Origin of the sequence: Rhizobium sp. N731, assembly GCF_001664145.1 — a bacterium.
Classification (GTDB): Bacteria; Pseudomonadota; Alphaproteobacteria; order Rhizobiales; family Rhizobiaceae; genus Rhizobium; species Rhizobium esperanzae.
In genome coordinates, this window is record NZ_CP013604.1 from 60,828 (window position 1) to 81,021 (window position 20,194).

Annotated in this window: 12 protein-coding genes and 10 pseudogenes; 15 read left to right on the plus strand and 7 right to left on the minus strand. The window is 57.5% G+C overall.

The window, feature by feature from the left end; all coding sequences use genetic code 11:
- Positions 1 to 24: 24 nt before the first annotated feature.
- Positions 25 to 875 (minus strand): annotated as a pseudogene (locus AMK02_RS23560) (SDR family NAD(P)-dependent oxidoreductase).
- 467 nt (positions 876 to 1,342) lie between these two features.
- Here AMK02_RS23560 and AMK02_RS23565 point away from each other — a divergent pair.
- The 4 genes and pseudogenes from AMK02_RS23565 (at position 1,343) to AMK02_RS23580 (ending at position 5,269) form a co-directional block, all read left to right on the plus strand.
- Positions 1,343 to 2,120 (plus strand): annotated as a pseudogene (locus AMK02_RS23565) (SDR family NAD(P)-dependent oxidoreductase).
- 11 nt (positions 2,121 to 2,131) lie between these two features.
- A pseudogene (locus AMK02_RS23570) lies at positions 2,132 to 2,874 on the plus strand (SDR family oxidoreductase).
- A 336-nt stretch (positions 2,875 to 3,210) separates the two neighbouring features.
- Positions 3,211 to 4,116 carry a LysR family transcriptional regulator gene (locus AMK02_RS23575; protein ID WP_004674388.1) on the plus strand — a complete coding sequence of 302 codons (906 nt, stop codon included), beginning with the start codon at positions 3,211 to 3,213 and terminating at the stop codon, positions 4,114 to 4,116.
- Between the two features lie 286 nt (positions 4,117 to 4,402).
- Positions 4,403 to 5,269, plus strand: coding sequence for an ISAs1 family transposase (locus AMK02_RS23580; protein ID WP_237358368.1), 867 nt, complete (start codon positions 4,403 to 4,405; stop codon positions 5,267 to 5,269).
- Positions 5,270 to 5,678: 409 nt separating this feature from the next.
- Here AMK02_RS23580 and AMK02_RS32700 read toward each other — a convergent pair.
- A pseudogene (locus tag AMK02_RS32700) lies at positions 5,679 to 5,859 on the minus strand (hypothetical protein); the annotation flags it as partial.
- A gap of 468 nt (positions 5,860 to 6,327) precedes the next feature.
- Here AMK02_RS32700 and AMK02_RS23590 point away from each other — a divergent pair.
- Complete coding sequence (locus AMK02_RS23590) at positions 6,328 to 8,772, plus strand: beta-glucosidase (RefSeq protein ID WP_016737400.1); 2,445 nt, start codon at positions 6,328 to 6,330, stop codon at positions 8,770 to 8,772.
- A gap of 283 nt (positions 8,773 to 9,055) precedes the next feature.
- On the opposite strand, the pseudogene AMK02_RS31365 reads toward AMK02_RS23590, so the two are convergent.
- Positions 9,056 to 9,234 (minus strand): annotated as a pseudogene (locus AMK02_RS31365) (IS3 family transposase); the annotation flags it as partial.
- Between the two features lie 1,016 nt (positions 9,235 to 10,250).
- On the opposite strand from AMK02_RS31365, the pseudogene AMK02_RS30455 reads away from it, so the two are divergent.
- The 3 genes and pseudogenes from AMK02_RS30455 to AMK02_RS23600 form a co-directional block, all read left to right on the plus strand.
- Positions 10,251 to 10,702: pseudogene (locus AMK02_RS30455) on the plus strand (Tn3 family transposase); the annotation flags it as partial.
- Positions 10,703 to 11,227: 525 nt separating this feature from the next.
- A complete protein-coding gene (locus tag AMK02_RS23595; protein ID WP_016737402.1) occupies positions 11,228 to 11,614 on the plus strand; it encodes an ectoine synthase in 387 nt (128 codons plus the stop codon).
- A gap of 452 nt (positions 11,615 to 12,066) precedes the next feature.
- A complete protein-coding gene (locus tag AMK02_RS23600) occupies positions 12,067 to 13,188 on the plus strand; it encodes a saccharopine dehydrogenase family protein (protein ID WP_016737403.1) in 1,122 nt (373 codons plus the stop codon).
- 260 nt (positions 13,189 to 13,448) lie between these two features.
- Here AMK02_RS23600 and AMK02_RS31375 read toward each other — a convergent pair.
- A pseudogene (locus AMK02_RS31375) lies at positions 13,449 to 13,548 on the minus strand (transposase domain-containing protein); the annotation flags it as partial.
- Positions 13,549 to 13,593: 45 nt separating this feature from the next.
- Between AMK02_RS31375 and AMK02_RS30460 the strand changes: the two are divergent.
- The 4 genes and pseudogenes from AMK02_RS30460 to AMK02_RS23615 all read left to right on the plus strand — a co-directional run bounded on the left by AMK02_RS30460 (position 13,594) and on the right by AMK02_RS23615 (position 15,756).
- Positions 13,594 to 13,911: a tyrosine-type recombinase/integrase gene (locus tag AMK02_RS30460; protein ID WP_225882929.1), complete on the plus strand. Its 318-nt coding sequence runs from the start codon at positions 13,594 to 13,596 to the stop codon at positions 13,909 to 13,911.
- Positions 13,908 to 14,564, plus strand: a complete 657-nt coding sequence (locus tag AMK02_RS32705; RefSeq protein WP_016737404.1) for a tyrosine-type recombinase/integrase — start codon at positions 13,908 to 13,910, stop codon at positions 14,562 to 14,564. The genes AMK02_RS30460 and AMK02_RS32705 overlap by 4 nt, the downstream gene beginning before the upstream one ends.
- 188 nt (positions 14,565 to 14,752) lie before the next feature.
- A pseudogene (locus AMK02_RS30470) lies at positions 14,753 to 14,854 on the plus strand (transposase domain-containing protein); the annotation flags it as partial.
- Between the two features lie 509 nt (positions 14,855 to 15,363).
- On the plus strand, positions 15,364 to 15,756 hold the full coding sequence (locus tag AMK02_RS23615; protein ID WP_237358370.1) for a hypothetical protein: 393 nt from the start codon (positions 15,364 to 15,366) through the stop codon (positions 15,754 to 15,756).
- Between the two features lie 40 nt (positions 15,757 to 15,796).
- Here the strand turns inward: AMK02_RS23615 and AMK02_RS32605 are convergent, their stop codons facing one another.
- Both AMK02_RS32605 and AMK02_RS23625 read right to left on the minus strand, forming a co-directional pair.
- Entirely contained in the window at positions 15,797 to 16,102 is a 306-nt protein-coding gene (locus tag AMK02_RS32605) for a hypothetical protein (protein WP_009996984.1), read from the minus strand.
- A pseudogene (locus tag AMK02_RS23625) lies at positions 16,102 to 16,443 on the minus strand (IS66 family transposase); the annotation flags it as partial. The gene AMK02_RS32605 and the pseudogene AMK02_RS23625, both read right to left, overlap by 1 nt.
- A 191-nt stretch (positions 16,444 to 16,634) precedes the next feature.
- On the opposite strand from AMK02_RS23625, the gene AMK02_RS23630 reads away from it, so the two are divergent.
- The 3 genes and pseudogenes from AMK02_RS23630 (at position 16,635) to AMK02_RS31885 (ending at position 18,932) form a co-directional block, all read left to right on the plus strand.
- On the plus strand, positions 16,635 to 16,868 hold the full coding sequence (locus tag AMK02_RS23630; protein ID WP_016737406.1) for a hypothetical protein: 234 nt from the start codon (positions 16,635 to 16,637) through the stop codon (positions 16,866 to 16,868).
- A 67-nt stretch (positions 16,869 to 16,935) separates the two neighbouring features.
- Positions 16,936 to 17,503 (plus strand): annotated as a pseudogene (locus tag AMK02_RS30475) (ATP-dependent DNA ligase); the annotation flags it as partial.
- A 1,192-nt stretch (positions 17,504 to 18,695) separates the two neighbouring features.
- A complete protein-coding gene (locus AMK02_RS31885) occupies positions 18,696 to 18,932 on the plus strand; it encodes a hypothetical protein (RefSeq protein ID WP_158464442.1) in 237 nt (78 codons plus the stop codon).
- 77 nt (positions 18,933 to 19,009) lie between these two features.
- Here the strand turns inward: AMK02_RS31885 and AMK02_RS23645 are convergent, their stop codons facing one another.
- A complete protein-coding gene (locus tag AMK02_RS23645) occupies positions 19,010 to 20,026 on the minus strand; it encodes a sensor histidine kinase (protein WP_029532363.1) in 1,017 nt (338 codons plus the stop codon).
- Between the last annotated feature and the right edge of the window lie 168 nt (positions 20,027 to 20,194).

Genomic DNA, 20,194 nt, shown 5'->3' on the forward strand with positions numbered 1-20,194 from the left:
CTCTCCTCTACAAACATTCCACCGTCAGTGACCTGCCTTCAACCAGGCTGCGAATTTATCCATCCAGTCGGGGTGCCAGCGTGAAAGCGCCGGCCGGTTCAGGATCATGTCGTCGGCCGCCCAGCGGATCCTTCTGGCATCGATCGCAGACGTAACCGCGTATCCGGACAGATGATGTAAAAATTCTCGTCGAGCAGACGGACCAGGAAGTATTCCACCAGTTGCTCTGCGGTCCATGCCTCATCGGGTTTCGCAATGCCCTGCGGCTTGAGTGCGATGTTCATGGGTGTCCACGTGTAGCCAGGGACGAGGAGATGAGCCGAAACACGACCTCCCGTCTCCTTCAGAAGCTCGTGCGACAGCTGTTCGGTCAGGACTTTGACAGCTGCCTTCGCCACCGAATATGCGGCGTTACCTGGAGGAGTCGTAATACCTTCCTTGGAGCCGAGGTTGACAACGGCCGACTGGCGACCGGCTTCGATCATGTAGGGCACGAAGACGTGTTGCGCGGCCTGAACACCTCGGAAGTTTACATCGATCTGGCGTCGCCACTTTGCAGGATTGTCCCAAGGGCCGGCTCCTTGCGTTATGCCCGCGTTGTTTACTAGAACGGCCACGTCGCCAAACCGCGAAATCGTTTCGTCCCGCAACCTGGTCAGTGCCGACAAATCTGATACGTCGCCGCTCACGATCAGGATGTCCGTGTCGAGTGTCGAAGTAACATCCTCAAGTGCGTCGGCGTCGAGATCCAGCAGCGCGAGCTTCATGCCGCGGGCCGCGAGAGCCCTCGCGATTGCCAAGCCGATGCCCTTCGCAGCTCCCGTGATGACCGCAACGCGGCCAGGAGCAACGACGCTGTTCATTCTCTCGCTCATTTTTTGTCTTTCCCGTCATTGGACCGTCACCGCTGGAAGGTGTGCCGGACAAGCCGTCGCCGTGGAATTTTTCTCCGAGAAGCGTGCCGGCCGATGGCACCAGCGCAGAGAAGTCCATCAACGCTACTCGGGCGCTTGGGTCGTCGGATCATATCCGCGGGCTGCGAACGACCGTTCGATCGCACTATAAGAATAGGGTAGCGCGACGGCTACTTGAAGTGAGCGGGATCGCACGCACCGATGAGCCGTGTTCACTCAAGGGCCTTCGTGACGTAGGGAATGCCTGGCCAGTTCGACCGCGGACGGGACCAAAAAGGTAACGCACTCCTGGTCCCTGCCAGATCGGTGGATGATTTTCACTCACCGCCCCGATCAATTTTGCTCATGTAACCAATCGGCTCCACGGGCATTTGGTCACCAGCGCCTCGAGACGATCGTGGTGCTGACCAAACCAAAGGAGTGAAATCATGACAGGGAATAAACCACTCGCAATGATCACGGGCGGCTCATCTGGAATAGGCTTCGAGCTTGCCAAACAATTCGCCAAGAATGGATTCGATGTCGCCATTTCAGGCTCAAGCGACAAGGTGAACGAGGCCGCCGATGCGCTACGAAGCCTTGATGCCGAAGCATATCCGTTCAAAGCGGATGCCTCGACGTACGATGGCGTCGAGAGGTTCTGGACCTTTACGCACGGGCTGGGGCGCCCCTTGGAAGCCGCGGCTCTGAACGTCGGTATCGGTATTGGCGGCGCCTTTGTCGATAACGATCTCGAGGATGAGCTTCGCCTGCTTGCGATCAATGTAACCGGGACCGTCCATATGGCCAAACGCGTCGTCCAACATATGGTCAAGAACGGCCGCGGCAGGATTCTCATCACCTCCTCGGTTTCGGCGACCCTGCCCACGCCATACGAAACCGTTTACGGCCCGTCGAAGGCATTTGGTTATATGTTCGCGTCTGCGCGAGGAGTTGCGCTCGACCGGGGTCACGGTGACGGCACTCCTTCCGGGCGCCACCAACAGCGACTTCCACGCGAACGCTGGAATGGGCGGTACGAAGCTCGGTGGCCAACAAAAAAACGACAAGACGCTCGTCGCCCAGCAGGGGTTCGAGGCTCTCATGAACGGCATCGACCATATCGTCGGCGGAGATCAGGAAACCAAGCGCCAGGTGTTGGAAAACCGGACGACCCCCGAGCCCGTCAAAGCCGCGCGGCAAGCCGAATTGACCCAACCGCAGTGAAGGAGCACGTCATGTCACATCTGAAAAACAAGGTCGCCATCGTCACAGGGGCTTCCTCGGGCATTGGAGCGGCGACCGCCAGAGGATTGGCGGAAAAAGGTGCGCGCGTCGTCCTTGCCGGCCGCAATGAGGAACGCCTCAGTCAGATCGTCGAAGACATCACCGGTTCGGGAGGTATTGCCAGCTACAAGGTTGCTGATGCCACGGATTTTGAGAGTACCAAGGCCCTCGTCGCGTTCGCCACAACGACGTACGGCCCGGTCGATATATTGGTCAACAATGCCGGCCTCATGCTCTTTTCCTATTGGAAGGATGCCGCCGTCGGCGATTGGAACAAGATGATCGATACCAATCTGCGTGGCTATCTGCATGCGATCGCCGCGGTGCTGCCGTCGATGTTGGAGCGCCGGTCCGGCCGCATCCTGAATATGAGCTCTATCGCCGGCGTTCATGTCGGCGAGGCGGCAGGGGTTTACGGAGCCACGAAGTTCTTCATACGCGGTATTACCGAAAGCCTCAGGAAGGAGGTGGGCGTGGGTAGCGGGATCCAAGTGTCTATGATCAGCCCTGGCGTGATCGATACCGGCTGGGCCGACAAGGTTCATGACGAGACGGGCAGAAAGATCGCCGGAGAGCTCAACAAGCAGGGTATTCCGCCGTCGTCGATGGCTGAAGCCGTGGTCTATGCACTAGACCAGCCCCCGGAGATCACGATCAACGACATTTCGTCCATCCAACCCGGCAGGACTGGTAGCCCGCGTTTTCGAGAGCTCAGAACTAGAACCTCCGGGACTGTTAGACCGCCTCGCGGAACCAACCGGTGCCGTCTCTCGTGGCTGTGGACACGAAGATCTTCATTGCATGACGATCTAATCCCGGACGTTTTCGTTTTTCAGCGACCGGGCCATCTCCGCCGTCCTTCGCAGGATCCAACATGGATCACTAGGTCAAATTTTTGACTGCTTCCTCGGCCATCACATACCAAATACAGGGCCAGTTAAATAAGGATTGAAGGTGCCGGCCGGCCTGAAGCAAGGTCGGCGCCGGCAAGGGCGATCTTTTTCAGTACAAGTGCGAGTATCCATAACTCATGGTATCAACGCGGGCCGATCTGGCCGACCTTGAAACTTTCGTCGCGATCGCGCGTGCGGGGGGGTTCCGAAAGGCCGCCGCGCTTCGCGGCGTTTCCGGGTCTGCCCTCAGCCACTCGATCAGGGGTTTGGAGGCCCGTCTGGGCGTCCGTCTGTTTCATCGGACAAGCAGGAGCATCAGTCTCACCGCCGCCGGCGAAGTGCTGCTTGCCGAACTGGAGCCCCGTTTCCTCGGCATTCAAGCTGCGATGGATCTCCTAGACAGTTTCAGGAGCGGGCCTACGGGCAGAGTGAGAGTGACCACCCTGCGTGACGCCGCCGAGCTGCTGATCGCTCCTCGACTGCACAGTTTTCGCAAGAGCTACCCAGATGTCGAGGTCGAAGTCAGCGTCGAGGATCGCTTCATCGATATGGTCGCCGAAGGTTTTGACGCGGGCATCCGTTATGGGGGAACGGTTCCCGAGGGGATGATCGCGTCGCGTCTGACATCCGAACTCGAATGGATCGTAGTCGGTTCTCCGGCCTATCTCAACGAACGAGGGCGGCCCGCGCGGCCGGAAGATCTCTTGACGCACGAGTGCATCCGGATCCGAACCGGTACAGATCACCTCTGCAAATGGGAACTTGGCGACGGCGATCGCATGGTTTCTCTCGACGTTCCGGGACTTCTCACGCTCGGAGATTCGGAACTATCTATCCGCATGGCGGAGGAGGGAGGCGGTCTCTTTTATTGCCTGCAGGCCCGGGTCGAGGACAAACTTGCGGCCGGTTCACTCGAAGTCGTGCTGCCGGACTGGACCTCTACCGGGCCGGGTTTTCATGCATACTACGTTTCGCATCGACAGGTGCCGTCCGCTCTCCGGACGTTTCTCGACTACCTTAAGGCGCCGGTTGCGGGCGATTGAAGTGACGGCCAGACGAGACAGCTTCACCAGGCAGGAGAATCGCATATGGATGGTAAGGAGTTGTTTTGCTGAGGCAAATCGACTCAAGAACTCTCCGATAATTTGGAGGTACGGATGAATCGATTTGCCACCTGTTTTAAAGATCTGCCCGACCCTCGGGGCGCAACACACGTCATCCGCTGATGTCGATCCTGTTCATTGCCATTGCCGCGATCGTTTGCGGCGCCGAAAGCTGCGCCGACATGGCCGATTCGGCGTTTCCAAAAAGAAGTGGCTCAAGACGATCGTGCCGCTGCCCTATGGCATCGCCGGCCATGGCACCTTCTCCACCGTTTTCCGCTGCCTCAATCAGGTTGCCTTCGAAGCCGCTTTACCGAAGCCTTTGCAAGGGGCATGGAAGGCGTGGTGGCGGTCGACGGCAAGGCGGTACGAGGCGACGCCGCTGCCCCTCGTCAAGGTCTGGGCTGCCGGTTGCGGCCTGGTCATCGGCCAACAGACCGCGCCGGGCCGCAACGAGGTCCAAGGGGCGCTCGATGCGCTTGCGCTTTTGTCGCTGGAAGGTGCCATCGTCACCGCCGATGCCCTGCATTGCCGCGCCGATACCGCTCATGCCATCCTTTCCGCCGGCGGCGACTATGCCCTGGCGTTGAAGGCCAATCAGCCCGGCCTCCTGGCACAGACGATTGCTCGTCTGGACGACGTCGAGCCACTCGGCGTCCAGACCGCCGCCGAGAATGACCATGACCGCTGCGAAAGACGCCGTGCCTGCATCGTCGCCGTCAATGACATCGACTTCCCCGGCCTGCAGGCCATCGGCTCCGTCGAGGCCACAAGCCGTCATGCCGATGGCCGTCTGACCAGCCATGTCCGCTACTTCCTGCTCTCCACCGTCATGTCGGCTGCCGCCCTGATCGAGGTAACCAGAACTCATTGGCAGATCGAAAACAAACTGCACTGGGTGCTCGACGTCCAGTTCCGCGAGGATGCCGCCAGAAACCGTAAGGATCACGGACCGGCAAACATTGCTCTGTTACGAAAGATTGCCCTCAACCTCATCCGGGCCCATCCAGATAAGGCCTCCATTCGTCGAAAGATCAAGAAGGCAGGGTGGGACGATCAGTTCCTCATCTCTATCATCGCTCATATGCGATAGCCCTGCTTCACCAGGGGAATTTGAGTGCCGGCAGAAAGCGGTCGCTCGCAGCCAGAAAAATAATTGGCAGCAAGATCGCCTGGCATCCTTTAACATGCCGAAAGCGGAAAAAAATACGTGACAGCCTCCGATCCCTCTCTGAGCCGAGGCCATCCATGATGGTAGAGAATCCGCAAGTCTTCGGCTGTCTGACACGACCAGCCGGTACGAATGCGGTACTGCCACGGCTCTCCTCCAGGCGCCCGTTTTTGATCTCTCGATATCTAAATTTGTGCAGACGAGCAGGCAAAGCTATAACGGCAGGATCAACGAATACTGGTAGCTCTCAGACAATCTGGATCGATATCAACCGGGAATGCCTGCATATGTAGGGAGGATTCAAGCACGGCGTGAGGGCGATGCAGACGGACGAGGCGGAGACGTCACGGAAACCCGAGAGCACCTGCATCACCTCGCTCGAGGTTTCCAGGCGGCCTTGTAGGAGACCCGCGGCGTAGTGCCCCGAAAACCCCACCGCGCAAATGCTGATTATGAAAGACAGTACGAAAATGATTACTCTGTAGCCGGAAACGGGACAACAGCCTGTCCATTGTGGTCGATCCTTGTCCATAGGCGGTGAAGAAACTTCATCAATCGGGATCCGCCTCCGAGGGAAGCATCGAATCATCAATGACGACACGAAAGCTGCGCGACCGAGGTTGTCTGTCAACAGATTGTCTGATAAAGCTTGCTAAGGTTCGAACTGTCTCACAAACTTGCGGAGGAATAACTCCGTAACAGAACCGGCGCTGCCGCAGCCGGCACAACTTTCACTGCTGAAATCGATTGCCGCGATGTTCCTTGTTTTCAATGGAAAGCGGTGACCGCATCTCGGCTATGTGAAGGCTTCGAACATGTCGTCGTCCTCGCGACGGCGGGACGCGACGCCTTGATGAACAAACGGGCGTCCTTTTTATGGATGGACGGCTCCATGGCGCCGAGATCACCAGCTTCCCCAATATGCATCTCGAGATGCCGATCTGGGACAGGTAAGTATCGAGATTCAAGAAGCAGAGAAGATGATTGATAAGAAAGCATTACTCGATAATATGACCTTGGCGGAGCAGGTCTCGCTACTTTCCGGCGATACGTTCTGGTCTTTACCGCCCATCGACCGCCTAGGGATAGGGAGATTGCGCTTGACCGACGGCCCCAACGGCGCCCGCGGGGCGGGGTCTTTTGTCGGAGGTGTGACTGCAGCGGCTTTCCCGGTGGGCATCGCCATCGGAGCGAGTTGGAACCCGGATCTAGCCAAGGAAATCGGCAGTGCCCTAGGTGACGAGGTTCTTTCAAAAGGTGCCCACGTCTCGTTAGCCCCCACCGTTAACATCCAGCGTAGCGTCACAAACGGCCGCAACTTTGAGTGCTTCTCTGAGGATCCGATCCTGACGGCGGAACTTGCAGTCGGCTATATCGAAGGTCTGCAGTCCACGAAAGTCGGTGCCACGATAAAACATTTCGTCGGCAACGAGTCCGAGATTGAACGTACAACCATCTCTTCAGATATCGATGAACGCACGCTGCGCGAAGTCTACCTGATACCCTTTGAGACGGCGGTGAAGCGGGCAAAGGTCTGGGCCGTGATGTCTTCGTATAACAAGCTAAACGGTACTTACACGGCGGAAAGCCATTGGCTGTTGAACGAGGTTCTGCGCGGTGACTGGGGTTTTAACGGCGTGGTGATGTCGGACTGGTTCGGCTCGCGTTCGACCGCACCCACCGTGAATGCCGGGCTGGATCTGGAGATGCCGGGCCCGACTCGCGATCGCGGCTCCAAGCTACTGGCTGCGGTCGAAGGCGGCGAGGTTAGTGTCGAGACGATCCGCGCCTGTGTGCGCAATATCCTGACTTTGATGGAACGCACCGGCGCTATCAACGATCATCGCGAGTTTAAGGAGTACGCCATTGATCGACCGGAACATAGGGCATTGATCAGGCGCGCGGGAGCGGAAAGCGCAGTTCTGCTACAGAATGACGGGGTCCTGCCATTGGCTCAGCAAGGTATGGTCGCCATCATTGGACCCAATGCTAAGGTCGCGCAGGTGATGGGAGGCGGCTCGGCGCAGTTGAACCCTCACTATGTCATCAGTCCGTGGCAGGGGCTGGTGGACGCGCTGGGTGAGGAGAATCTGTGCTACGCTCAGGGTTGCAACAATTATCGGTTTCAGCCGCTAATCGAAAACCCCACAACCTTCGAGTTTTTCCAAGGAAGGGAGCTAGCTGGCGAACCGGTGAAGGTCGTCGAGGAACCGTCGAGCCTTGGTGTATGGTTGCCCCCCGTGGCCGAGGGCTTTGTCGATCCCCTTCGCTTTTCGGCTAGAATGCGCACCATCTTCACAGCCTCGGAAGCCGGCATCTATCGCGTCGGACTAACCTCGGCCGGGCTTGGCCGGGTCTATGTGGACGGCAGACTTGTGGTGGACGCTTGGGCTTCCTGGATACGTGGTACCACATTCTTTGAAGAAGGCTGCGAAGAGGTCGTGGGTGAAATCACGCTCGAAGCCGGCCGTACATACGAGGTCGTCGCCGAGTACGCCCGGCACGACCACGTCAACCTCTATATCGCTGCAATTCGGGTAGGAATAGGCAGATTTTCGGCCGAAGCGGAGATTGCCGAGGCAGCAGCCGTCGCGGCAAAGGCTGATCATGCGGTAGTCTTCGTGGGCAGAACGGGCGACTGGGATACCGAGGGCTCCGATCTTCGCGGTATTGCACTTCCCGGTCTGCAGAACCAGCTTGTTGAGGCGGTAATTGCGGCCAATCCGAACACGATCGTCGTACTACAAACCGGTGGACCGGTGGAAATGCCCTGGCTTTCCGGTGCTCGTGCAGTACTGCAATGCTGGTATCCCGGACAGGAGGCTGGCAACGCGATCGCCGATGTGCTCCTCGGCAAGGCCGAGCCCTCGGGCCGACTGGCACAGACCTTCCCCGTGCGCTGGGCTGACAACCCCACACATACCGAGGATGACGCGGTCTATCCAGGTAAGGACGGCCATGTGCGATATGACGAAGGTGTGTTCGTCGGTTATCGGCACTACGACCGCCACGGCATTAAGCCGCTGTTCCCGTTCGGTCATGGTCTCGGTTATTCAAGCTTTGCGATGTCGGACCTGACGGTAGGGCTACCGGACGCTGCCGGCGCGGTGACAGTGACACTGGAATTGACCAACATCAGCGAGCGGCCAGGTTCGGCAGTGGTGCAAATCTATGTCGGCGATGTTGAAGCATCTATACCCAGACCGGTTAAAGAGCTGAAAGCCTTCTCGAAAATTGCCCTGGAACCCGGTGAGAAACGAAGGTTGCGTTTCATACTTGACGCCCGAACATTTGCCTTCTTCGACACGACCGAGCGGCGTTGGCGGATAGAGGCGGGGGAATTTGCAGTGATGGCTGGGTTCTCGGCCACCGACATCCGTTTGAGTTTAACTGTCACGCAAAAGGGCGCTGTCTTGGCGCTCTGAATGTGCCGCAAATCAATGACCATATTGGGCAGTGGTTGAGTTCCAACGTATGCAGTTTTGGCGGTGAAGCTGGGTGAGTTGAGTGAGAGAATGCCTCAAAACCGGTACTTGGTTAATGGCCCGGCCAAACACCGCCTGCGCCTCCAAAAACAGGCAATGTTTTCTGAACGATCGTAAGCGCGATTTTCTCCGCACCTTCTGCAATTGAGTGAGCTTTGGCATGAGGTGTCCACCCAAATAGGTGGACACCAAGGGATGGAAGAGGTGACCTGCCACTGAATTTTCATCCGGCGGCGATTAGAGCCTCGGCGGTTTTGAATACGCCAAGTGGCGCGGTGTGAGCAACCGGCGGAAACGCGAAGCCTTCATCTTGCGTAGCGTTGGAGCCGGTTGCGGCATTGTATCGGCATAGCTTGCCGGGGTCTGGTATCCGAGCGATCAGTGCGGCCGGAAATGGTTGTACAACACGACGACAGAACACCCACGGGACCGAGGTTCGCGAGCTTTTGTATCCGTGGCATCCCTGGTCCGGGCAACCCGTTCACGTGCATGAGGCGGTGTCCAAAGGGACGCATATTTCCGCTGCAGCCTTTCTGGTTCTTCTTCTGGTCGACTTCTTGAGGTCCCATCGTGGATTTCGACCGATCAGTGAGTGGTCGTTGGCGCAGCCTGGCGGTCCCGCACATCGATCTCGCAAGCCTGCATTCTTTGGCAAGATTGCTGAAGGACGCTGATGCCTCATCGCAATCTTCGGCAATGGGCGCAGCACTTTGGTCGACTCAGCCTATTCAACGCCATGGTGAGGCAGCTACAATGCTGACTTCCAAGAAAACCTTGAGCCTGCCCATCGATGCAAAATAGCTAAAAGAGCCAGCCTGCCCGTCTAACCAACGCGAGCAGAACTCTCCGGACATTGTCACCCAACTTGTAGAGGCCATCTTCGGCGTCAAGGCGCAGACCCTAACCGCTTCCGAGCAGAGAACTACGTCGGGTGCTGGACATATTTGTGAAGAACCCAACACGGCACAATACTTTTATCATCACGGAACGGGCGCGGCAGTCGGCCAGCAGCCAGGCGCCTGTAAAGTCCAAGTGTCGAGCCGACAGGGCCTTGAAGGCATGCCTGAAACCAGGATGAGGGAACATATCGCCGGACTGGGCCGAGTTGAAGAACGTTGTGGGCAAGAATCTGTGCCCTCACCTCATCAGTCCAATTCCGCCGCTGCCGCCGACAGGTGATCACCTTGATGAAAGTCTGGTGCCGGAAGCCGGGCCAACTTGCTCAACGATCGGCAAAGGCCGGCTTGCCCAAGACAGTGTTTGTTGCGGAGAGCGCAGAACCCGACGTGAACGTTTCGGCGGCTGCTAGCGTTGGGGCGTCAACCGCGGCTTTGGATGAGGAACTATAGGACGCAACCCCGTAGCTTACGCCAACTGCGTCCGCCACCTCTGCCAGACGGGAGACCACGACACCGGCATGTCCGACCGGACAATCGGTTGGCGCCATGCTCGAGCAGGTTTTCCTGTGGTGCCGGGACCGTTGCATATACGGCCCGTCACACAAGGAACTGGAACGCCTGGTGCGTTCGCAACGGCAGCATTATTTCGATAGCTGGTTGACCGGGGTGAGCGCTCGCCTTTCAGCAACTACTGTCGCATTGCTGGAAGGGTCTATTGCCGAGGCAGACGGGCAGACCGGCTTCAATACGATGAGCGGTGATGCTGGCCAGGCATCTCTCGACAACAACCTCAGCATGACGGCGAAACTTGCCTTCATTCAGAAACTTGATCTACCACGGAATATCTTGTCGACGACCGGCAAGGCATGGCATGGGTGGAACAGATCGTCCGCCGCGTCGCCGGCGAAAAGGCCTGGGAGATGCGGCGGCACGCGCCGGCCAGACAAATCGGCCTCTATGCGATTTATCTTTTTCCCTTTCTCCGACGGTAACATAGTCGTGGAGCATCTGCTTGACCGACATCCGACATCTTGTGTTGGTACTGTCGGGTCCGCAACATAGGCTTGTATGGCCAAATCTCATGGTCAACCCTAGTTTAAATAGCTGAAGAGCCGTCAGAATCACTCTTCTCGGCCTCGACCACTAAATTGGCACAAGTTTTGTAACAGCCAATTGCGAGTCCGGAGCCGTCCACCGTTGATTCCGCAATCACTAAGGAAAGCAATGCGTCAGACGCTTAAGCAGCTCGCTGAGGGCCGTTACAAGACTGGAGGCCATTGAGGCATGCCCGGACGCGGCGCGGTCCTGTTCGAAGCAGTTTAGTAGAAAGGAGATCATCAGAAGCGGCAGTCGCTGCCCGTAACTGCATACGCTTTGGGCGATCTCGCCGTATCGGGCTGCCATCGTGAGGCGATTGCAAAATGCTGCCAGATAGGAAGGAATATTTGAACTGGGATTACGGCAACTTTGAAATCTTCTGACATGAGGAGAACGCGATGTTTGTGCGCAGCCTACTGGACGTCGAAGCTACGGATCACTTCGTGGAGTGGGGCAGCGGTACTAGCCACCGTCTGCTGACGGAAAAGGACGGCATGGGCTTCACCGTCTGCCATACGGTGGTGAGGGCGAACACCGTGTCGCTGCTTCAATACCGCAACCATCTCGAGGCTTGCTACTGCATCGCCGGGGAGGGCGAGGTTGAGGACATGGAGGGCAATGTCTATCCGGTCCGCCCAGGCGACATCTATGTGCTCGACAAGCACGACAAGCACTATTTGCGCGGGGGCGGCGACCGAGACCTGATCCTCGTCAGCATCTTCAACCCGCCGCTCACGGGGATAGAGCGCCACGACCTCAATGACCAGTCGGGTTCAGCATACTGAGTAAGGCGGCCGTACTCGGACCTCTTTGATGCCATGCCTCATGGCGAACGTGTCCTAGACAGAACGCAATCTGGGACATTATCGAAGTTGCTAGCCGACTATCCCGAACGTCGCGATCAGTGATATTGCGCGGCGTCCGCAAACAAGTACTTGCAAGATGCCGTGCTTTGACTTCGTTGTTTGAGGAGATATATCTCCTCGAGTGCAACTTTGGGGATTGGCAAAAAATAGCATATTCCGGGCTATGATCAGTGGGCACGGCATGAATGTCATCGACTTGCTATCTTTGCTTTGCAACTCCAAAATATCAGGGAGCCTCATGTCGTGAACTTGGAAGAGACACCCGCTTCAGGTGCCGCCACTTTTGATAAATCTTTAAACGGCACTGGTGACAATCTTGATATGAACTACGTCCGCGATCGCAGAAGGTGGATAGTTGCAAGGGAACTGATATGAAGGATGTAGTGGTCATTGGCGCAGGCAAGATTGGCGGCGCTATTGCTTTGATGTTGGCTGCGACGAACGACTACACCGTCGTGGTAACAGATCGCGATCAGGCGCAGCTAGATAAGCTCGACAAGCATACTGCGATTTCGAGTAAGGTAGTCGACATCACCGACAAGACTGAGCTCGTAAAGTTGCTGAAGGGAAAATTCGCCGTTTTGTCCGCGGCGCCATTCAACCTGACCGGCAAAGTGGCCGAGGCCGCATTGGAAGCTTCCGTTCACTACCTCGATCTCACGGAAGATGTCGCAACGACAAAGAAGGTCGAAGAGCTTTCCAAGTGCGCCAACGTTTCTTTCATTCCTCAGTGCGGTCTTGCTCCCGGTTTCATCTCGATTGTTGCCAATGACCTCGCAAAGCGTTTCGACACGCTGGATAGCGTTCGGATGCGCGTCGGCGCACTGCCGCAATACCCGTCCAACGCTCTCAACTACAATCTCACCTGGAGCACGGATGGTCTGATCAACGAATACATTGAACCGTGCGAAGCTATTGTAGAGGGCAAATTCGTCACGGTCCCTGCACTGGAGGAACGGGAAGAATTCTCCTTGGATGGCATCACCTATGAGGCCTTTAACACATCCGGCGGTCTGGGCACCCTGGCCAAGACGCTCGAAGGCCGCGTCCGCAATATGAACTATCGGACAATCCGATATCCCGGTCACCAGGCGATCATCAAGGCTCTGCTGAATGACCTCAATCTGAAGAATCGCCGAGACCTGCTGAAAGACGTCTTCGAGAACGCTCTGCCTGCTACGATGCAAGACGTTGTGGTCATCTTCGTCACCGTCTGCGGATGGAAAGACGGTCGCTATTTGCAGGAGACCTATGCCAACAAGATTTACTCTGGCGTGGTGGCGGGTAAAGCGATGAGCTCCATTCAGATCACGACCGCCGCCGGCATCACAACGGTTCTTGACCTTCTGGCCGACGGAAAGCTGCCTCAGAATGGCGTCGTTCGGCAAGAAGAGGTCGCACTGCCCGACTTCCTGAACAACCGGTTTGGCCGGGCCTATGACCCGGAGGCCCTGCGCTTGAAGCTGGACTTAGAGGTCCTGCCGATGGACTAGGTGAACTTTAACGGCCCTTGTCACCGGTGACGGTCGACTGCCGGCTGTAGTTGTGATGGCTTAAGACACGTGTTTACGACTCGTTTGCGAGGTGTCTTAGGCGAGGCTCGCGATGCGCGTGGAATTCTTGGTCACGAACGGCGGCGTCGATGGGGTGATGCACAGAAGCTCGACATTTCATGTCGGTTGGGATTTCTGAAACTCCGTAACCATCCGGCTAGGGTGTTGTAGGGTTGTAGGGACTTCGGTGGCTGCCAATTTCAGGGGAGCAATTGTTCGAGCCTGCTGATCGAGGTGTCGGGTGCGAGCGAGCACATCGGCGAGCCACGCTTGTGGATCGAGGTCATTGAGCTTGGCGCTGCTGCGTCACGACGTCGGAACAGCGATCGTCGCTTATAATCCGGCATGGGCGGCCCGCTTCGGCGTGTCGACGCCGTTTTCTTGCGAACACTTGCGCCGCACGTGGGATTTGCCTCCGGCTGCGCCATCACAATGATCGCGAAGCAGGCGCTCGAACTGGCAGGCATTGACGGCTATGCGCACCAAGGTGCTCACCTCTTTCGCCACAGCCTTGCGACCGACCTTTTGCGGTCGGGCGCCAGCTTTGCCGAGATCGGCCAACTGCTCGGCCATCGAAGCATCGACAGTACAAGAATCTATGCCAAGCTCGATATTGAGAAGCTGCGTGAACTGAGCCTACCCTGGCCGGGAGGTGTCCAATGAGCCGGCTTCGCACCGCGTTTGAGCGCTACATCGGCATGCGCCAAGGGCTGGGATACAAATATGACGGTCCGGCAAAACGATTGGCGGAGTTCGTCGCTTTCATGGAAGCCTGCGGCGCCGAGACCATCAAGAATGATCTGGCAATGGAGTGGGTCACCTCGATGGACCGGCAGCCGAGTTGGTCAATCCGACTGGCTGATGTGCGCTGCTTTGCCCAGCACCTGACTCATTTCGATCCTTTGACGGAAGTGCCACCGAGCGACGCTGTGGCGCCGACACGGCGGACAAAACCCTCCATCTATAGTGAGGTCGAGATTCAGGCACTTCTGGCGGCAGCACTGTCGTTGCCGCCGGCCAACGCCCTGCGGCGCTGGACATATCACTGCCTGTTCGGGCTGATAGCAGTGGCCGGACTGCGCCATTCCGAAGCGCTCAGCCTGCTCCGGGCCGATGTCGATCTCGACCAGGGCGTCCTCACCATCCGAGAGACAAAGTTTGGCAAGTCACGGCTGGTGCCGCTGCATGCCAGTTGCTGCAGGCGGGCGTCGACTGCTCGGTCATTGCCCTGTGGTTGGGCACGAAGCGATGGAAACGACGCTGACCTATCTTCATGCGCATCTCGTACTGAAGGGAATCTGCACTCGCAGAGCTGAAGCCGTACGAACGCGCCAAGGTCGAGCGATTTCGACCAAGCGACCGGCTTCTCGAATTCCTGAACGCCCTCTGAGCATGAGGACTATGCCAAGCGCCAAACAACGGCGACCCGCCGAACCGGCCGGGAACGCACGGTTTGATGCAAACAAGAAAAGAGGCGCTCGGCATAGTTCGACGGTCGGCATAAACCGCAAAGCTGAACGGCGGCGATCCAGAGGCTTACCTAGGAGACGGCCTCACTCGCATCGCCGATCACTCCATCAACCGGATCGATGAACTTCTGCCGTGGAGGCTCCAACTTTCCCGCGGAGGGCTTGACCGGACGCTTACTGTCATCGGAGTTGGTTGCGCCACCGACGGAAACCGGGAAGACGGAGGTCAACTTCGCCCTCTTGGAGGCGAGGACAAACTGGGGTCGAAACGTTGAGACTACAGCACCCCGACACAGCTTCCGTCGACTTTGTGCAATTGATGACACGGCGGTGTTCAGCCCCGCGTCCTGCCGTACTCTCATCGAAGCCATTCAATAAAAAGCAGACATTTCGTGGTGGCTCTTTTTGGCCCAGTTGGCACGCCTGTTGCTGCAATCGATGCAAGTTGCGTGCAGCTGCCAACCGGACTTTAGGTCTGGGCGACAGTGTGAGCGACGAGCCGAGGAGAAAAGCACGAAGTCAGGGTAGCATCGTCATTCAAACCGAGAAACGCGCTGTTTCACTTGTAGGCCCTCACGCCCAGCCCAGAGCCATTGAAGGGACGGCGTCCGGGTCTGGAGCGATGTGTACGAAAAGGTACGTCGAGTTGTTCGACGATGCCGCCCAGGCGGGTAATCAGAACGAGTTCGCCAGCACGGAGGACGACAAAATGCATGACGCGAAACTGCTATCGGCCGCACGAGAAGTTCTATCCCCGTTGCGGCTAGTTCTTCTTGCTGGAGGATCATCAACTGAGCGCGCAGCATCTCTTGAAACTAAAGATGTACTATTGCCGCACCTCCAGAACCTTTGCCGTTCAGTTGAATTTGTTGAGCCGAACGATGTAGAGCAATTGCTCCGCGCCGTCCTCCAATGCGACTTCGTGCTCAGTGTGGTCTATGGCGCAGGAGGCGAAGATGGTACGATGCAGGGGTTCCTTGACATCCTGCGCGTTCCCTACTCCGGGCCATCAACGCTGCCCTCCGCAATTGGAATGTAAGCGTCCGGCGAACGCATTTTCGGGTGTCGAGAGATGGAATCTATAGGCCGCGTTTCATCTCATCGGCCATGATGCGGTCGATTATTTCAGGATCGCACTGTGTGTCGATGAGGAACTCGCGGATACCGCCGTCCCACGTCCTGATGTCGGCGAGTAGGCTTTGAAGTTCTTCGATGCCATTCTCGGTCAGACCCTTCGTGCCGTCTTCACTGCCATCGCCGACGTAAACCAGTTCGCCTTCGGAGATGTTGTCCGAGTTTGCGGTCACTTCTTCGATCAGTTCGAGGTTTTCGCCGATCATGCCGGCGACTTGGCTGAGTGTGTAGATGAACCTCGAGCGCGCCATCAGGCGGCCTCGCATCGAGCTTTTGCCGGCGTCCAGTTCCAAGGCAGGAGGTCTTCAATTCGGTCTTCGGGGTGATCCTGGATCCGGGTCAGGACATCCGTCAGATAGACCTCTGGATTATGGCCTTGCAGTTTGACCGTCTCGATGATGGTGAGGATGTTGGCGATGCGCTCGCCGCCCTTGTCCGAGCCGGCAAACAGCCAGTTCTTCCTTCCAATTCCAAGCGGACGCATGGCTCGTTCAGCGATGTTGTTGTCGATTTCGACACGGCCATCGTCGATGTAGACGCTCAAGGCTGCCCATCGCGACAGGGCATATCGCATCGCCTCGGCAAAGCGCTGATCTACAGCATATGGGGGGTCAAAATTGGACGCCGATAAGGGGTGAACTTTGGACGCCGATTGACAGTGACCGTTCTCGACTGTGGCGTCCTTTGAGTGGGGAACGACCGCCGTCAGGATCCCGAAGAGTTGGAGACTGAGGTCTTGTTGTAGATCGCTCCTCCGCTATGTCGATAGCTGGAGGATGTCACATGCCAACGCACGACAAACACTTCCGCATGCTTTCGGAAGCGGTACAGGCTTGGTACCGCTATTACGAGGTCGAACCCGACGACCAGGCGTCGCAAACCTTGTGCTCGGCCGCCATCGAGTTCTTCAACGAAGGCGCGAGATCGTTAGAGGATGTCACGACGCTGCTCATCGGCACCTATGTCGGCAGGTGGGCAACACGTGTAAACGCGCCGACGTCGGCTGCCGTTCACTGACCTGCCCGATTGACTGCATAACCAGGCTTCGCCCTGAGCATTCTTAATCGATCGACAGCTTCCAGCCGACGGCCACGACCTCACTGGAACCGAACTCGCCTCGCGACGCCATCTTCTGGAAGGGCTGGTGCCGGCAGGCGGCGAAGACGCCCTTCGACTGTCCGAGGAGATCGAGACGGACGGAGAGGTTCTCCTGCGCATCGCCTGCGACCACGGGCTTGAGGGGATCATCGCCAAGCGAAGGGACGCCACCTATCGACCCGGTCGGCTGGGTGAAGATCAAATGTGTCCAGAGCGATGGCTTTTTAATCATTGGGCATGAGAAGTCGACGGCGTCATTGCGGGCATTGGGCGGCTGCTGCTCGCCGCGCAGAGGAAAAGAGCTGGTATGTGGGGGGAGTGGGAACCGGCTTCAGCGAATATTCTGCGGGTGAGTTCCGGAAACAGATAGACAAACTGACCATCGGCAAGCCCCCTGTCGATACGGACGGAAGTGAAATGCGGTCTTCGTCGATCCGAAGCTTGTTGCCGAGATCAAATATCGAGCGTGGACGCACGACGGGAAGCTGCGGCACGCGTCATTTAAGGGGCTGCGCGACGCTGCTGATAACGCAGGCGTTTATGAGGTGCAATAATTCGCCGGCGCCGCTACGACCCGTAGCGGCCAATTCACGCCCGCGATGGGCTGAAATCCGTCCCTGGTCGCTGAATGAGGTTGCAGTTTACAATTTCTTCCGGTCCTCCTGCTTAGGTGTGATTATCCGCACGAAGCGATAGAGCCATGGAACCGGCTGGAAACCTGCGACACGACATCGAAGCGGCACTGCAACGTCAAAACTTGACGGGTTGGCAGCGAACGTTTCTTGCCGACATCCACGCTCGCCTTGAGCGTTCTGGCGGAAATGCTCGCCTCTCAACAGTGGCGAAAGACTTTCGAGATTCTAAGGCAGCGCGCTCGGCCCGCCCCATCGCAATCCGCGGTCGTTCCCTTTCCCCGATCTCGCCACCAGCCCAAGAAAATGTTCGTCCCCAGTTTTGGTAGAGCAGGCAGACGGCTGGCCATTGGGCTCCTGATCGTTGCTGCTGTGGCCGTCGCACAGCAGGTATCCGATTTGGGAGGGCAATTTCAGTCAACTCCGGCACAGCGAGGACATCTGTGGCCCAGGAATTCACGGTGACCGACGGAGACACCGTACACGTCGTTGGCGATGCCGCCGGAACACGTTTGGTGGGCTTCAACACGCCGGAGAAGTTCTCGCCCCAATGCTAATATGAGCGCCAACAGGGCGAGCGGGCGTTGGCGCGGCTTCGAGAGCTGGTTGCCGGCGGCAGCACCGAACTGAGAAAAGTCGCGTGCTTTTGTCCGCCGGACACCGAAGGTACGAAGAAATGCAACCATGGCGCCCTTTCGGGATGCTGTTGGTTGACGGGAAGGATGTCGGCAGCATTCTGATCAGCGAAGGCCTTGCAGTACCATTCGTCTGCGGCCGCAAGAGCTGTCCTCCGAGGCCGAGACCATGGTGCAAGGCATAGCCGACGAAATCCGGTGGACCCGTTGGATAGTGAGCGCCTTATGACGACCATCGAAAAAAGCGCGCCCCTGACTCCTTTTTTGAAAGGAACGAAATGGGAACATTCCTGAGGCGCTCTATTCCATCTCGAATACGGAGGATCCGGCATGCCTACGGTGTTGTTCAGACACGACCAAGACATCTCGCTTAATGATGTACTGAAGATTGCAGTAGAACGTTGCAGGCAGTGCTATGAAGTGTTCGCGGAAGATGGTTCGAGGTCTCGTCGGACGCTATGTCGCGGCGAGCGCGGGACGTGTCTGATGCCCTCGATTTCAGTGAAGAACCATATTTCTCGCCGGAGACGACGAGGAAGGTTCTTAAGCTTCGCAATGCGGTGTGGGGTATGTGCTTCGACTATCTCGGTGAATGCGGCCACCTGGGCAAATCAACCGACCTTCTCAGGATGGACCAGGACCTGGAATACGTCGTCGAAAAACTCGTCATCTACCACCTGTCTCCTCAGGAGATCGAAGAGGCTGAGGCCGAGTAGGCGCATGAAGGCCAGTTGTTTCGCTGATCTTGGCATCGGCGACGACACGGAGCCTCGGGGCAGCATTTGACATCTCTTCATACTTCAAGATCCGGACAATTTTGATATTGCAGTTTCTGAAGCGATGCCTCGAGGTCGAGCTTGAAGCCGGTTGCGGCGTAGTCAAACGAGACGTCTCCGAAAGCGGACAGGCTCGTATTGACCAAGCGGGAGCCGAAGCCCTTCTTCTTTGGGGCTTCCACGGCTGGGCCACCGCTCTCTTGCCAATGGAGATTGAAGCGATCGTCGCCGACATTTTTGCGCACGGACCACTCGATCTCGACAGTTCCTGTATCCCCTGATAGAGCCCCGTACTTTGTCGCATTGGTGACAAGCTCATGCAGCACGAGGGCGAAGCCAAGAGCCGCTTGCGGGTTCAGGCTGACTGCCGGACCGCTTGCTTTGATGCGGCTCGGTTCAACGCCGAGATTCACCGCGGTCGCTTCGATGATCGTATCGACGGCTGCGGATAACCAGTTCTTCTGCAGCAAAATATCGTGCGCGTTTGCATATGCCTTGATGCGCGACGAGATCGACTGCTCCGCGGCTTCGATGCTGGCGGCGTTCCGGAATGACTGGTTGGTGATCGCCTGAACGACTGCCAGCGTGTTCTTGATGCGGTGAGAAAGTTCGTGCATCAGGACGCGCTGTCGCTCCTCATTTTCCCGCTGCTCGGTTCGATCCCTGAGGATCTTCACGAAGCCTTCGAGTTCGCCATCATCCGATCTCAACGCCATCATCTGGCCCGACGCCCAGAATAACGAGCCGTCCTTTCGAAGGTGCCAGCGCTCATCATCTCCATGGCCCTGGGTCAGTGCGGCGGTCATTTCCCGTTGAGGAATGCCCGCCGCGCGGTCTTCCTCAGTGAAAATAACGGCCACGGGATGGCCGACGATTTCGGTCTCATCCCATCCGAGAATTCGGCGGGCACCCTCATTCCAGGTGATCACTCGGGAGTCGAGATCCAGGGCGATGATCGCATATTCGATGGCACTCTGAAGGATTGCTTCGAGAAAGCGCTCCCGAGCGCGACTGGAGGTGGAAATGGGGTTCATGATTTTATTCTGCGCCTGATCCTTCCGGTCGCGCAAGCGGAATTGCCTTACCTCATCCCATACAGGCGCAATGACAACGCCATCGAACCGTGACTCCCGGACGGGCTGGTCGGGAAGCCTGCCGCATAGGCCAAGTCGGTCGATCGTCTTTTAGGAAAAAGACGGCGT